9 protein-coding genes, 2 tRNA genes and 3 rRNA genes are annotated in these 14545 nt (G+C 55.6%); 13 read left to right on the top strand and 1 reads right to left on the bottom strand.

Annotated features, from left to right (window positions below):
• Positions 1-115: 115 nt before the first annotated feature.
• The 7 genes from J2X19_RS21040 (at position 116) to J2X19_RS21010 (ending at position 6442) form a co-directional block, all read left to right on the top strand.
• Positions 116-562 (top strand): hypothetical protein, encoded by a 447-nt coding sequence (locus J2X19_RS21040; protein ID WP_116606961.1) that lies wholly within the window; start codon positions 116-118, stop codon positions 560-562.
• Positions 563-615: 53 nt separating this feature from the next.
• Positions 616-978, top strand: a complete 363-nt coding sequence (locus J2X19_RS21035; RefSeq protein ID WP_092762532.1) for a response regulator — start codon at positions 616-618, stop codon at positions 976-978.
• 38 nt (positions 979-1016) lie between these two features.
• Positions 1017-3110 carry a chemotaxis protein CheA gene (locus J2X19_RS21030; RefSeq protein ID WP_310376247.1) on the top strand — a complete coding sequence of 698 codons (2094 nt, stop codon included), beginning with the start codon at positions 1017-1019 and terminating at the stop codon, positions 3108-3110.
• A 47-nt stretch (positions 3111-3157) separates the two neighbouring features.
• Positions 3158-3637, top strand: a complete 480-nt coding sequence (locus tag J2X19_RS21025; RefSeq protein ID WP_092762528.1) for a chemotaxis protein CheW — start codon at positions 3158-3160, stop codon at positions 3635-3637.
• A 12-nt stretch (positions 3638-3649) separates the two neighbouring features.
• The gene (locus J2X19_RS21020; RefSeq protein ID WP_116606963.1) at positions 3650-4507 is read left to right on the top strand and encodes a CheR family methyltransferase; all 858 of its coding nucleotides are present in this window, start codon (positions 3650-3652) and stop codon (positions 4505-4507) included.
• A gap of 108 nt (positions 4508-4615) precedes the next feature.
• Positions 4616-5326: a chemoreceptor glutamine deamidase CheD gene (gene cheD, locus J2X19_RS21015; protein ID WP_116606964.1), complete on the top strand. Its 711-nt coding sequence runs from the start codon at positions 4616-4618 to the stop codon at positions 5324-5326.
• A 9-nt stretch (positions 5327-5335) separates the two neighbouring features.
• Positions 5336-6442 carry a protein-glutamate methylesterase/protein-glutamine glutaminase gene (locus J2X19_RS21010; RefSeq protein ID WP_310376241.1) on the top strand — a complete coding sequence of 369 codons (1107 nt, stop codon included), beginning with the start codon at positions 5336-5338 and terminating at the stop codon, positions 6440-6442.
• Between the two features lie 74 nt (positions 6443-6516).
• Here J2X19_RS21010 and J2X19_RS21005 read toward each other — a convergent pair whose 3' ends face one another.
• A complete protein-coding gene (locus tag J2X19_RS21005; RefSeq protein ID WP_310376239.1) occupies positions 6517-8424 on the bottom strand; it encodes an ATP-binding cassette domain-containing protein in 1908 nt (635 codons plus the stop codon).
• A 160-nt stretch (positions 8425-8584) separates the two neighbouring features.
• Here J2X19_RS21005 and J2X19_RS21000 point away from each other — a divergent pair, with 160 nt between their 5' ends.
• The 6 genes from J2X19_RS21000 to rrf all read left to right on the top strand — a co-directional run bounded on the left by J2X19_RS21000 (position 8585) and on the right by rrf (position 14367).
• On the top strand, positions 8585-8773 hold the full coding sequence (locus J2X19_RS21000) for a hypothetical protein (protein WP_310376238.1): 189 nt from the start codon (positions 8585-8587) through the stop codon (positions 8771-8773).
• A gap of 248 nt (positions 8774-9021) precedes the next feature.
• Positions 9022-10558: ribosomal RNA gene (locus tag J2X19_RS20995) — 16S ribosomal RNA — on the top strand.
• A 120-nt stretch (positions 10559-10678) separates the two neighbouring features.
• A tRNA-Ile gene (locus J2X19_RS20990) sits at positions 10679-10755 on the top strand.
• Positions 10756-10781: 26 nt separating this feature from the next.
• Positions 10782-10857: transfer RNA gene (locus J2X19_RS20985), tRNA-Ala, on the top strand.
• Between the two features lie 371 nt (positions 10858-11228).
• Positions 11229-14110: ribosomal RNA gene (locus J2X19_RS20980) — 23S ribosomal RNA — on the top strand.
• A 144-nt stretch (positions 14111-14254) separates the two neighbouring features.
• Positions 14255-14367 (top strand): 5S ribosomal RNA (rrf, locus tag J2X19_RS20975).
• Together the 16S, 23S and 5S rRNA genes with 2 tRNA genes alongside form the textbook arrangement of a ribosomal RNA operon.
• Positions 14368-14545: the final 178 nt, after the last annotated feature.

The following is a 14545-nucleotide window of genomic DNA, read 5'->3' as shown; positions in this document are numbered from 1 at the left end:
GCTGGGGCCTTGCGAATCAATTTGCAGATTGTTCGTAACAGAATGTGAAATAGAATTAACATCCGGCTATAACGAGGCAATTTGTCTAGGGCTTTCCTGCAGCGACGGAGAATACATGCAAACAGAGCCTTCCATGTCTACGGGACCTGTCGTCCAGTTACCGGTGATGTTGGTCGCTGAGGTACAGGACTCCCTGATGGTGGTGATGCACGACCTGAGTCGACTCGAAAGTTTGCTTAGCCACACCATGGACAACTTAATGGCGCGCTTTAACAGCGTGAACCAAGGCCTGGATGCTGTTGCTTTACCCGATGTGCCCGCCGTGGACGATGTGCGCAGCAACCTGCGTGCGGCAGTCACAGAGCTGCAGTTCCAAGATATGGCCTCGCAATTAATCGTGCACACAACGCTTATGCTGCAAGGCTGTGCGTTCCGCTTGGCATCAGAAAGCATGGGACAGGAAGATGGTGAAGAGGCTGCGCCCTTTGGGGCTATGGTTCCCGACCGTCCTAACCCTGTGACCCAAAGCGAAATGGACGCAGGGTCCATTGAGCTGTTTTGACACGCCTATCCTCCGAAATTTACAAGCACTCTCTTCTTTAGCTGGAGCTTTTCATGCATTCGATTCTTGCCGTTGACGATTCACCCTCAATGCGAAAGATGGTGTCATTCACGTTGACCGGAGCGGGTTACCAAGTGATTGAAGCGGTGGATGGGCAGGATGCTTTTGAGAAAGCGCAGTCGCACTCTATCGATTTGGTGCTCGCCGATCAAAACATGCCCAGGCTGGATGGCATTGGCCTGACGCGCCTGTTGCGAGAGCATCCTAAGTTCAAGACCATCCCCATTCTCATCTTGACCACTGAATCCAGTGACCAGATGAAGCAGGCAGGGCGGAGCGCAGGAGCCACGGGCTGGCTGGTCAAGCCGTTTGATCCGGCACGGTTGATTGAGGTGATCCAGAAAGTTATTCGCTAAATTCGACGCGCTCGGATAGAGGCAACACAGGAGTCCGTATGGCTGAAATGCACCAAGAGAGCTCAGGCGCCGATTTTGACCTGACCCAGTTTTACCAAATCTTCTTTGAAGAGGCTGGGGAGAACCTGGACCAGATGGAGCAGATGTTGCTGGATCTGGACCTTGCGAATACAGATGATGAAGAGCTGAACGGTATTTTCCGTTGCGCCCACTCCATCAAGGGTGGGGCCGCCACTTTTGGTTTCTCGGATGTGGCTGAGTTAACCCACCAGATGGAGTCGCTGCTAGACCGTTTACGCCGCCATGAGCTCAAGTTGATTCCTCCTATGGTTGATGCCTTGCTGGAGTCTGCCGATGCTTCCCGCAGTTTGCTCGCGCGGCACCAGGCCGGCGGCGAGGGCGTCGCGGTGTCCACCTCGGCCTTGGTCAAGCGCATTAGCGTGTTGGCTGCCGGCGAGATTCCAGTTGCCGCACCGGTCGTGGTTGCCCCCCCGGCGCCGGCGCCTGTTGCAGTCAGCAAGAAAGTTGGCGGCCCGCGCTCGTTGGTCATCCACATTGGGCCACTGGAACGGCCTGACCAGGCCGATGCGGTGCAAGAACTGTTCAGGGACATTCCGGGTTTGGGCAGCATGTCCAGCCTGCCTAGTGACCGCGCTGATACCCGGGTTTTTGCGGTGGAGACGACTTCCTCGGATGAGGATTTACTGGATCTTTTTGTTTTTCACGTCGCCAAAGAGATTGTGAAGATTTCCGACCGCGATGGCGAGGCGGCTGCTCCTGAAGCGGTGGCTGTTGCGCCAGAGCCGGAGCTGGCCGCTGCTGCGGCCTCTACGGGAGTAGAAGAGGAATATGGGTTTTTCGCCGGTGCACCCGGCCATCCATCAGAGTCCCAGGCCGTGGTGCCTGCAGCAGATGCTGCCGCCAAAGCCGCCAAGGCCGAGCCTAAAGCGGCAGCCCAGACGCCGCTGGAAGCCACCACCATCCGCGTTGATATCAAAAAGGTCGATCAACTGATCAATCTGGTCGGCGAGTTGGTCATCACGCAGGCGATGTTGGCGCAAAACAGCCAGGGGCTGGATCCTGCGATGCACCAGCAGCTGTTTGCTGGTTTGGCCGATCTCGACCGTAACACCCGCGACCTGCAAGAGTCGGTGATGTCGATCCGCATGATTCCCATGTCCATCGTGTTCAGCCGCTTCCCGCGCATGTTGCGTGATCTGGCCAACCGTTTGGGTAAAAAGGTGGACTTTGTGACCCAAGGTGAGGCCACCGAATTGGACAAAGGCCTGGTCGAGAAAATCACCGACCCGCTGACCCACTTGGTGCGCAATAGCTGTGACCACGGCATTGAAATGCCCGAAGAGCGGCGTGCTGCCGGCAAGTCGGAGAACGGCACCATCACCTTGTCTGCAGCCCACCAGGGCGGCTCCATCGTGATCGAGGTGCGCGATGACGGCAAAGGCATGTCGCGTGAAAAAATCTTGCGCAAAGCCCGTGAACGGGGGCTGGATGTCAGCGACAGCATGACCGATGCCGAGGTCTGGCAGCTGATCTTCGCGCCCGGCTTTTCCACCGCCGAGACCGTTACCGATGTGTCGGGTCGTGGCGTAGGCATGGACGTGGTGAAGCGCAATATTGCTTCACTGAATGGCACGGTGGATATTGATTCGAGCGAAGGCTTTGGCATGAAGGTGTCGGTGCGCCTGCCGTTGACCTTGGCCATCATGGATGGCATGTCGGTCAGTGTGGGGGACGAGGTCTACATCCTGCCGCTGTCGTCGGTGGTGGAGTCGTTCCAGGTCAATGACGAGGCCGTTAGCACCGTTGCCCAAGGTTCGCAGCTGGTCAAGGTGCGTGAAGAGTACATGCCGGTGATTGCTTTGGAACGCATCTTCCAGGTGCCTATTGCCGATGCTGAAAAAACCAACAACATCATGGTGGTGGTGGAGTCGGAAGGCAGCCGCGTGGCCTTGCTGGTCAACGAGCTGCTGGGCCAGCACCAGGTGGTGGTGAAGAATCTGGAATCTAACTACCGCAAGGTGTCGAATGTGTCCGGCGCCACGATCATGGGCGACGGCAAGGTTGCCCTGATTTTGGACATCGGTGCCTTGGTGCGCCGGTCCCGCCATTGAGCGCCTGGCCAAGCAGTACAAACGAGTAGATGTTGAAGGAGAGTGACATGGGTGCAATGGAACGGGTTGGTGATTTGACCACCGCAGCGCGCGAGTATTTGACCTTCCGGCTCAGCCAGGAAGAGTACGGCATCGACATTCTGAAAGTGCAGGAAATTCGTGGCTACGAGCCGCCCACGCGGATTGCCAACGCCCCCACCTTCATTAAAGGGGTGGTCAATCTGCGCGGCACCATCGTGCCCATCGTGGACATGCGGCTGAAGTTCAACTGCTCCGAGGCCGAGTACAACAGCTTCACTGTTGTCATCATTTTGAATTTGCGCAGCCGCATCGTCGGCATCGTGGTGGATTCGGTCAGCGATGTGCTGGAACTCGCGGCAGACAGCATCAAAACCGCCCCCGATATCGAGAGCATTATTGACAACGGCTGCATCCTGGGCCTGGGTTCGGTCAGTGACCGCATGTTGATCTTGCTGGACATTGAGCGCCTCATGTCCGGGCCGGAAATGGGCTTGTCGGCCGACTGAGCTGCCTAGCCTATGTTGCCTAGCCACTCCCCTGCCGCGGCCGGCAATGGCCCCATTTTGGAGGGGCGTGAATTCGTTTGGACGGACGCCGATTTCGCACGCGTCCAGTCGCTGATCTACAAGCATGCCGGTATCAAGCTGCACGATGGCAAGCACGCCATGGTGTATAGCCGTTTGTCGCGCCGCCTGCGCGATACCGGGCATAGCAGTTTTCGGGATTATTTGGGGTGGCTGGAACAAACCGATGGCCCTGAGTGGCAAGAGTTTGTGAATGCCTTGACGACCAACCTCACGGCCTTTTTCCGCGAACAGCACCATTTTGAAATTCTGGCCACCTTGTTCAAGTCCAAGCCTGCGGGCGCGCCGTGGAATGTCTGGTGCAGTGCCTCGTCGACGGGAGAGGAGCCGTATTCGATTGCCATGACGGCGTTGGAGTCCCTGGGGGCCAATGCTAGTTTCAAATTGGTGGCCAGCGACATCGACTCCAAGGTGCTGGCGTCGGCCGCACAAGGCATTTACCGGCTGGAGAACCTCAAGGGGCTGGACCAGGGGCGCATGCAGAAATTCCTGTTGCGCGGCAAAGGCGACAACGCCGGGTTGGTGCGTATCAAGCCCGAGCTGCGCCGCATGATCGACTTCATCAGCGTCAACCTGATTCGCGACGACTGGCCGTTCCGTGAGCCGTTCGACGTGGTATTTTGCCGCAACGTCATGATTTACTTTGATGGCCCCACCCAGCGCGCAGTGCTGGAGCGCATCCATCGCGTGATGAAACCTGGGGCGATGTTGTTTGTAGGCCACGCAGAAAACTTCAGCGAGTCGCGCGATTTGTTTACTTTGCGGGGAAAGACCAGCTATGAGCGTTGCTAACAACCGCCCCCGCTGGTCGGGCTTTCCGTGTGCGGGCCACGCAGCTGCGTTGGACGAATAAAGACTATGGACATTCCTAGAACCTCCGGTCCCACGCTTGCCCAGCGCATGGCTGCGGGCGAGTTCCCCATCGGTCCTGACGCTGATCGCCGGCGGGCCCTGCGCGTAGGAAGTACGCCGGTGGGGCGCCCCCAGAGCGAGCGCAATAGCACGATAGAACAGCTTAAGGCTCGTCCACGCAAGCCCGGGGAGGCATCATTTTTTTACGCCGACCACCACTTTCAGTTCAATGCCGTCAAGGTCTTGCCCGGCGAGTATTTTGTGTCGGACGAAAACCTGGTCATCATGACGGTACTGGGTTCGTGCATCGCAGCTTGCCTGTGGGACACCCGGGCGCAGGTGGGTGGGATGAACCACTTCATGCTGCCCGATGGCGAAGACGGTATCGGGGCCGGGCGCTACGGCTCCTACGCCATGGAGTTGTTGATCAACGAAATGCTCAAGAACGGCGCCCGCCGTGAAACCATGCAGGCCAAGATTTTTGGCGGCGGCCAGGTGATGTCCAACTTCACCACCATGAATGTGGGTGAGCGCAATACCCAGTTCGTGATTGATTATTTGCACACCGAGCGGATTCCGCTGTTGTCGCAAGACGTGTTGGACATTTATCCGCGCAAAGTGTGTTTTTTTCCGGTAACCGGCAAGGCCATGGTCAAGCGACTGGCCCATGCCCATCCGGACCAGGCAGTCAACGAGCGGCGTGGCAATGTGGCCACGGTGGTGCAGTCAACGTCCGGTGGTTCTGTCGATTTGTTTTAGCCAGGTAGAGTGATGAAGAAGATCCGTGTGTTGGTGGTGGACGACTCGGCCTTGGTGCGCAGTCTGCTGACCGAAATCATTAACCGGCAGGCTGATATGGAGTGCATCGGTGCGGCCAACGACCCGCTGATTGCGCGCGAAATGATTCGCGACCTCGATCCTGACGTGATCACGCTGGATGTGGAAATGCCGCGCATGGACGGCATCGACTTCCTGGGCCGTTTGATGCGCCTGCGGCCCATGCCGGTGGTGATGATTTCGACCATGACCGCCCAAGGCGCTGAAGTCACCATGCGCGCGCTGGAGCTGGGGGCGGTGGACTTTGTCGCCAAGCCGCGTATCGGCCTGGCCAGCGGCTTGCGAGAGCTGGCCTCGGAAATCGTCGACAAGGTGCGCGTTGCTGCGGTGGCCAAGTTCCGCCGTCCGTTGTTGCCCGTGCTCACCCCTCCCGGCTCTACCGCCGTACCCGCTGCTGCCTCGGCCGCGCGTCCCACCAACTCGTTGATAGGCCGCTTGTCGACCGAGAAGATGATTTGCATCGGCGCCTCCACGGGCGGCACCGAAGCCATCAAGGAGATTCTGGTCCACATGCCGGCCGACTCGCCGGCCATCGTCATCACCCAGCACATGCCGCCAGGCTTTACCACCAGCTTTGCCGCGCGCTTGAACAGCCTGTGCCAGATCACGGTCAAAGAGGCGGTCCATGGCGAGCGCATCCTGCCCGGCCATGCGTACATCGCGCCGGGCGGCAAGCAGTTCCGCATCAACCGCAGCGGTGCCAACTACGTGGCCGTGGTGGAAGATGCCGAACCCGTCAACCGTCACCGGCCCTCGGTTGAGGTGCTGTTCCTGTCCTGTGCCGAGATGGTTGGTCGCAACGCCTACGGCATCATGCTCACGGGCATGGGCAACGACGGCGCGCGCGCCATGCGCGAAATGCGCGACAAAGGCAGCTACAACTACGTGCAAGATGAAGCCAGCTGTGTCGTGTTCGGCATGCCGCGCGAAGCCATTGCACATGGTGCGGCCGATGAAGTGCTGCCGCTCGACAAGATCGCCCCGGCCTTGTTGGCCAAGCTCGGGGCGAGCGGCGATCGGCTACACAACCGGATTTGATGCCGCATTCCCTATGGGTAATTGGCATCTGGCGCTTATTTGATAAGCGCCACCAGCTATGTAAATAATAGCGTTTAGGCGCTCAACATTTCCCAGCGCTCCAGCGCCGCCAGCAGCAGTTCGTCGATCGCGGCATTGCGTTGCACCAGGGTCGCAGCGCGGGCGGCGTCCTTGCTGTAGATGCTGCCATCGGCCAGTTCGGCGGTGATGCCGGATTGTTCCAGCTCCAGCGCCGCAATCTGCTCCGGCAGGCCATCGAGCTCACGCTGCTCCTTGAAGCTGAGCTTGCGGGCTTTGGTCACGGCAACCGCCGCCACTGGCTTTTGCTCTGTATTTGCTAGCGCCACCGGTAGATCTAATGTGCGCTGTGGCGTATTTTTGCGGTTGGTTTCGGTGATCAGTTTGGCGCGCTTGCTCTGGATTAGCCAGTCCTGCACGCTGCCTTCGTACTCGCGCCAGAAGCCGGGCCGCTCCTCGGGTTCGTGGGCGATGATGCTGGTCACTACGTTGTCCAGAAACGCGCGGTCATGGCTGACCAGGAACACGGTTCCATCGTAGTTCTGCAGCAGGTCTTCCAGCAGTTCCAGCGTGTCGATGTCCAGGTCGTTGGTCGGCTCGTCGAGCACCAGCACATTCGCCGGGCGGGCGAACAAGCGTGCCAGCAGCAAGCGGTTGCGTTCGCCACCCGACAGCGAGCGCACCGGGGAGTTGGCGCGCGCCGGGGAGAACAGGAAGTCGCTCAGATAGCTCTTCACGTGCTTGCGCTGGTTGCCAATCTCGATCCATTCGCTGCCGGGGCTGATGAAGTCTTCCAGCGTGGCGTCCAGATCCAGCGCATTGCGCATCTGGTCGAAGTAGGCGACTTGCAGGTTCGCCCCTTGGCGCACCTTGCCACTGTCGGGCTGGATTTCGCCCAGAATGAGCTTGAGCAAGGTGCTTTTGCCGGCACCGTTGGCGCCCAGAAAACCGACCTTGTCGCCACGCAGAATCACATCGCTGAAACCCTTGACGATGATCTTTTCGCCGAAGGATTTGCTGACATCGGTGAGCTCGGCAACGATCTTGCCGCTGGACTGGCCCGAGGCCACGTCCAGGTTCACGCTGCCCTGGGCTTCGCGGCGTTTGGCGCGGCTGTCGCGCAGCGCTTCCAGGCGGCTGATGCGGCTTTGGCTGCGGGTGCGGCGGGCTTCCACGCCTTTGCGGATCCAGATTTCTTCTTGCGCCAGCAGCTTGTCGGCCTTGGCGGAAATCACCGCCTCTTGCGCCAGCTGCTCTTCCTTCTGCAGCACGTACTGCTCGAAGTTGCCGGGGTAGGAGTTGAGCTTGCCGCGGTCGAGCTCCACAATCCGGGTGGCTACGCGGTTCAGGAAGCTGCGGTCATGGGTGATGGTGATCAGGCTGCCGTTGAAGTCGATCAACAGGTCTTCCAGCCATTCGATGGAGTCCAGGTCCAAGTGGTTGGTCGGCTCATCGAGCAGTAGCACGTCGGGCTTGGCGACCAACGCCTGGGCCAGGGCCACGCGTTTCTTGGTGCCACCCGACAGTGTGCCGACAATCGCATCCGGGTCCAGGTGCAGGCGGTGCAGGGTTTCTTCTACGCGTTGCTCCCAGTTCCAGGCATCAAAGGCTTCAATCTGCGACTGCAGTGCATCCAGATCCACGCCATCGGCGCCCGACAAATACAGGTCCCGCGCTTCAATCACCGCGGCCAGGCCGACACTGGCCGCTTTGAAGACGCTGACGTCCGCGTCCAGCAGCGGTTCCTGGGCCACATAGGCGATACGCAGACCTTGCTGTACGTGCATGGTGCCGTCGTCGGGCTTCTCCAGTCCGCCCAAGATCTTGAGCATGGACGATTTACCCGCCCCGTTGCGGCCGATCAGGCCCACACGCTCCGTGGTTTCAAGGGAAAAAGCGGCTTTATCGAGAAGTGCGACGTGTCCAAAAGCCAGTTGGGCGTCGAGTAGGGTAATGAGTGCCATGTTGGGGGGATTATCCGGCCTGCGGGTTTGTGCCTGTATAGGGCGGCTAAACAGGCCTTATATATGTAAAGATGACGCCACGCTCACGGTGTAGTTGAGAGAAATTGCCGTGTGGGTTGTGTTGTGCGTCGAAACAGTGCTAAAGTCGAAAGCTGCCCTGATGATGCGTAGAAATATGCAGGATGCGAAAGCAAATCAAAAGGTCGCAGATGGCTCGGAAGTTGGTGAAAACCAGTATATAATTCGAGGCTCTGCTAAACGCAGCAAGCGCCAAGTTTTAAACGAAAGCGTTCTGCGGCAGGTAAGCAAAAAACAAGTTTTTTGCAGCAAGCTTGAAAAAGCATGCTAGAATACAAGGCTTCGCTGATCACAGCGAGTCAGGCAAGGCGAGGTAAAAGTCGCAGTGCTGATCCTTAAAAATATACAGCCGATAAGCGTGGGCGTTTGAATGCGATTGCCAAGTTCTTCGGAACTAGTGCATAGCACTACAAACGCTCATGAAGTAAAAAAGATGTGAATATCAGAAATGAAGTTCATGTCAATTCCAATTTATGAGTGGCCCCTGGTGGTAAAAGTCAGGGGCAAAAATTCAAGATCGAACTATAGAGTTTGATCCTGGCTCAGATTGAACGCTGGCGGCATGCCTTACACATGCAAGTCGAACGGCAGCACGGGAGCAATCCTGGTGGCGAGTGGCGAACGGGTGAGTAATATATCGGAACGTGCCCAGTCGTGGGGGATAACGCAGCGAAAGCTGTGCTAATACCGCATACGATCTCTGGATGAAAGCGGGGGACTCGCAAGAGCCTCGCGCGATTGGAGCGGCCGATATCAGATTAGCTAGTTGGTGGGGTAAAAGCCCACCAAGGCGACGATCTGTAGCTGGTCTGAGAGGACGACCAGCCACACTGGAACTGAGACACGGTCCAGACTCCTACGGGAGGCAGCAGTGGGGAATTTTGGACAATGGGCGCAAGCCTGATCCAGCAATGCCGCGTGCAGGATGAAGGCCTTCGGGTTGTAAACTGCTTTTGTACGGAACGAAACGGTCTGCCCTAATACGGTGGGCTAATGACGGTACCGTAAGAATAAGCACCGGCTAACTACGTGCCAGCAGCCGCGGTAATACGTAGGGTGCGAGCGTTAATCGGAATTACTGGGCGTAAAGCGTGCGCAGGCGGTTATGTAAGACAGATGTGAAATCCCCGGGCTCAACCTGGGACCTGCATTTGTGACTGCATAGCTAGAGTACGGTAGAGGGGGATGGAATTCCGCGTGTAGCAGTGAAATGCGTAGATATGCGGAGGAACACCGATGGCGAAGGCAATCCCCTGGACCTGTACTGACGCTCATGCACGAAAGCGTGGGGAGCAAACAGGATTAGATACCCTGGTAGTCCACGCCCTAAACGATGTCAACTGGTTGTTGGGTCTTCACTGACTCAGTAACGAAGCTAACGCGTGAAGTTGACCGCCTGGGGAGTACGGCCGCAAGGTTGAAACTCAAAGGAATTGACGGGGACCCGCACAAGCGGTGGATGATGTGGTTTAATTCGATGCAACGCGAAAAACCTTACCCACCTTTGACATGTACGGAAGTCGCTAGAGATAGCTTCGTGCTCGAAAGAGAGCCGTAACACAGGTGCTGCATGGCTGTCGTCAGCTCGTGTCGTGAGATGTTGGGTTAAGTCCCGCAACGAGCGCAACCCTTGTCATTAGTTGCTACATTTAGTTGGGCACTCTAATGAGACTGCCGGTGACAAACCGGAGGAAGGTGGGGATGACGTCAAGTCCTCATGGCCCTTATAGGTGGGGCTACACACGTCATACAATGGCTGGTACAAAGGGTTGCCAACCCGCGAGGGGGAGCTAATCCCATAAAACCAGTCGTAGTCCGGATCGCAGTCTGCAACTCGACTGCGTGAAGTCGGAATCGCTAGTAATCGTGGATCAGAATGTCACGGTGAATACGTTCCCGGGTCTTGTACACACCGCCCGTCACACCATGGGAGCGGGTTCTGCCAGAAGTAGTTAGCCTAACCGTAAGGAGGGCGATTACCACGGCAGGGTTCGTGACTGGGGTGAAGTCGTAACAAGGTAGCCGTATCGGAAGGTGCGGCTGGATCACCTCCTTTCTGGAAACTGCAATCAAATTTGAATGCCCACACTTATCGGTTGTTGGAAGGTTGTCGCTAAGACAATTTTTAAACTGAGTCTCGTATTTAGTTTGAAATGAATCTCAGAGCGACCGGCTTGGGTCTGTAGCTCAGTTGGTTAGAGCACCGTCTTGATAAGGCGGGGGTCGTTGGTTCGAAACCAACCAGACCCACCATCCATTCAACAACACTGCCGTTTTGTGGGGGTGTAGCTCAGCTGGGAGAGCGGCTGCTTTGCAAGCAGTAGGTAGCGGGTTCGAGTCCTGTCACCTCCACCAATAATTTGGTGCTTATTTATTCAACACCAAAGTGGCTTTTAACGAGGCTACTTTGTTGTTGATCAATATCTATTGATCGATATAAATTAACCGAAAGGTTGATCGGCTGTTCATTAAAAATTCATAGAGTTTAATCAGCGTTGCTAGCGGAAACTGCACATTCGTAAAGGTTTAGTGCAGACCGTGCCGCTAGCGACAATTTTTTGATTGCGTCAAAACGAATATTCAGACTTTGGTTTGAAATTCAAAATTAACGATGAAAGCTCGAAAGAGCTGTAGTTGTTTACGGCATAACGCGATTGGTGAAAGACCAATCAAACATTCCTTGAAGACAACGGCGGTGTTTCTGTAAAGAGACGTCAAAGTTATAGGGTCAAGTGAATAAGAGCATGTGGTGGATGCCTTGGCAATGATAGGCGACGAAAGACGTGATAGCCTGCGATAAGCTTCGGGGAGCTGGCAAATTAGCTTTGATCCGGAGATTTCTGAATGGGGAAACCCACCCTTCGGGGTATCGCATGATGAATACATAGTCATGCGAGGCGAACCGGGTGAACTGAAACATCTCAGTAGCTCGAGGAAAAGACATCAACCGAGATTCCGAAAGTAGTGGCGAGCGAAATCGGAAAAGCCTGTTAGTGATAGCGCGACTGTTAACGGAATAGCTTGGAAAAGCTAGCCATAGCGGGTGATAGCCCCGTACGTGAAAACAGACGCGTGGTACTAAGTTAACGAAAAGTAGGGCGGGACACGAGAAATCCTGTCTGAATATGGGGGGACCATCCTCCAAGGCTAAATACTCATCATTGACCGATAGTGAACTAGTACCGTGAGGGAAAGGCGAAAAGAACCCCGGGAGGGGAGTGAAATAGATCCTGAAACCGCATGCTTACAAAAAGTAGGAGCCTCGCAAGGGGTGACTGCGTACCTTTTGTATAATGGGTCAGCGACTTACATTCAGTGGCAAGCTTAACCGAATAGGGAAGGCGTAGGGAAACCGAGTCCGAATAGGGCGATTCAGTCGCTGGGTGTAGACCCGAAACCAAGTGATCTATCCATGGCCAGGATGAAGGTGCGGTAACACGCACTGGAGGTCCGAACCGACTAGTGTTGCAAAACTAGCGGATGAGCTGTGGATAGGGGTGAAAGGCTAAACAAACTTGGAAATAGCTGGTTCTCTCCGAAAACTATTTAGGTAGTGCCTCAAGTATTACCGTCGGGGGTAGAGCACTGTTTTGGCTAGGGGGTCATGGCGACTTACCAAACCAATGCAAACTCCGAATACCGACGAGTACAGCTTGGGAGACAGAGCACCGGGTGCTAACGTCCGGACTCAAGAGGGAAACAACCCAGACCGCCAGCTAAGGTCCCTAAAATTGGCTAAGTGGGAAACGAAGTGGGAAGGCTAAAACAGTCAGGATGTTGGCTTAGAAGCAGCCATCATTTAAAGAAAGCGTAATAGCTCACTGATCGAGTCGTCCTGCGCGGAAGATGTAACGGGGCTAAGCCAGTTACCGAAGCTGCGGATTTGCAATTTATTGCAAGTGGTAGGAGAGCGTTCTGTAGGCCTGTGAAGGTGGTGGTGTAAACCCTGCTGGAGGTATCAGAAGTGCGAATGCTGACATGAGTAGCGTTAAAGGGGGTGAAAAGCCCCCTCGCCGTAAGCGCAAGGTTTTCTACGCAACGTTCATCGGCGTAGAGTGAGTCGGCCCCTAAGGCGAGGCAGAGATGCGTAGTTGATGGGAAACAGGTCAATATTCCTGTACCGATGTGTAGTGCGATGTGGGGACGGAGAAGGTTAGCTCAGCCAACTGTTGGATATGTTGGTTCAAGCCTGTAGTCGTGCCTGGTAGGTAAATCCGCCGGGCTTAGATGAGGGGTGATAACGAGGCTGCTTGCAGCCGAAGTGAGTGATACCCTGCTTCCAGGAAAAGCCACTAAGCTTCAGCTACACACGACCGTACCGCAAACCGACACTGGTGCGCGAGATGAGTATTCTAAGGCGCTTGAGAGAACTCAGGAGAAGGAACTCGGCAAATTGACACCGTAACTTCGGAAGAAGGTGTGCCTTTAGTAGGTGAAGTCCCTCGCGGATGGAGCCCAACGGGGTTGCAAAAAATCGGTGGCTGCGACTGTTTATTAAAAACACAGCACTCTGCAAACACGAAAGTGGACGTATAGGGTGTGACGCCTGCCCGGTGCTGGAAGATTAAATGATGGGGTGCAAGCTCTTGATTGAAGTCCCAGTAAACGGCGGCCGTAACTATAACGGTCCTAAGGTAGCGAAATTCCTTGTCGGGTAAGTTCCGACCTGCACGAATGGCGTAACGATGGCCACACTGTCTCCTCCTGAGACTCAGCGAAGTTGAAATGTTTGTGATGATGCAATCTCCCCGCGGAAAGACGGAAAGACCCCATGAACCTTTACTGTAGCTTTGTATTGGACTTTGAACAGATCTGTGTAGGATAGGTGGGAGGCTTTGAAGCAGGGTCGCTAGATCTTGTGGAGCCAACGTTGAAATACCACCCTGGTGTGTTTGAGGTTCTAACCTAGGTCCATTATCTGGATCGGGGACAGTGCATGGTAGGCAGTTTGACTGGGGCGGTCTCCTCCCAAAGCGTAACGGAGGAGTTCGAAGGTACGCTAGTTACGGTCGGACATCGTGATGATAGTGCAATGGCATAAGCGTGCTTAACTGCGAGACTGACAAGTCGAGCAGATGCGAAAGCAGGACATAGTGATCCGGTGGTTCTGTATGGAAGGGCCATCGCTCAACGGATAAAAGGTACTCTGGGGATAACAGGCTGATACCGCCCAAGAGTTCATATCGACGGCGGTGTTTGGCACCTCGATGTCGGCTCATCTCATCCTGGGGCTGTAGCCGGTCCCAAGGGTATGGCTGTTCGCCATTTAAAGAGGTACGTGAGCTGGGTTTAAAACGTCGTGAGACAGTTTGGTCCCTATCTTCCGTGGGCGCTGCAGATTTGAGGAAGCCTGCTCCTAGTACGAGAGGACCGGAGTGGACACACCTCTGGTGTATCGGTTGTCACGCCAGTGGCATTGCCGAGTAGCTAAGTGTGGAAGAGATAACCGCTGAAAGCATCTAAGCGGGAAACTCGTTTCAAGATGAGATCTGCCGGGGCCTTGAGCCCCCTAAAGAGTCGTTCAAGACCAGGACGTTGATAGGTCAGGTGTGGAAGCGCAGTAATGCGTTAAGCTAACTGATACTAATTGCTCGTGCGGCTTGACCCTATAACTTTGATACATACGCAGGTGTGATCAAGGAATAGTTATGCCAAGTGACGCATTCAAAAACATATCCGGTGCGATGCCGGAGCTGATTAAATCTCTATGAATTCGTTGCCCTGACCGATGTCAGGGCGGCAACAAGTTATGCCTGATGACCATAGCGAGGTGGTACCACTCCTTCCCATCCCGAACAGGACAGTGAAACGCCTCTGCGCCGATGATAGTGCGGGTTCCCGTGTGAAAGTAGGTCATCGTCAGGCTATTACAGCAAGAAACGCCCAGTCCAGCGGACTGGGCGTTTTCTTTAGTGCTTACCTCCAAGCTCTAAAGAAAACGTAAAACGTTTGCAGCAAGCTTGAAAAAGCATGCTAGAATACAAGGCTTCGCTGATCACAGCGAGTCAGGCAAGGCGAGGTAAAAGTCGCAGTGCTGATCCTT

Source organism: Rhodoferax ferrireducens, assembly GCF_031458075.1.
Lineage (GTDB): Bacteria > Pseudomonadota > Gammaproteobacteria > Burkholderiales > Burkholderiaceae_C > Rhodoferax_B > Rhodoferax_B ferrireducens_A.
The sequence above is the reverse complement of the archived record's forward strand: the minus strand, read 5'-3'. Positions and strand labels throughout refer to the sequence as shown.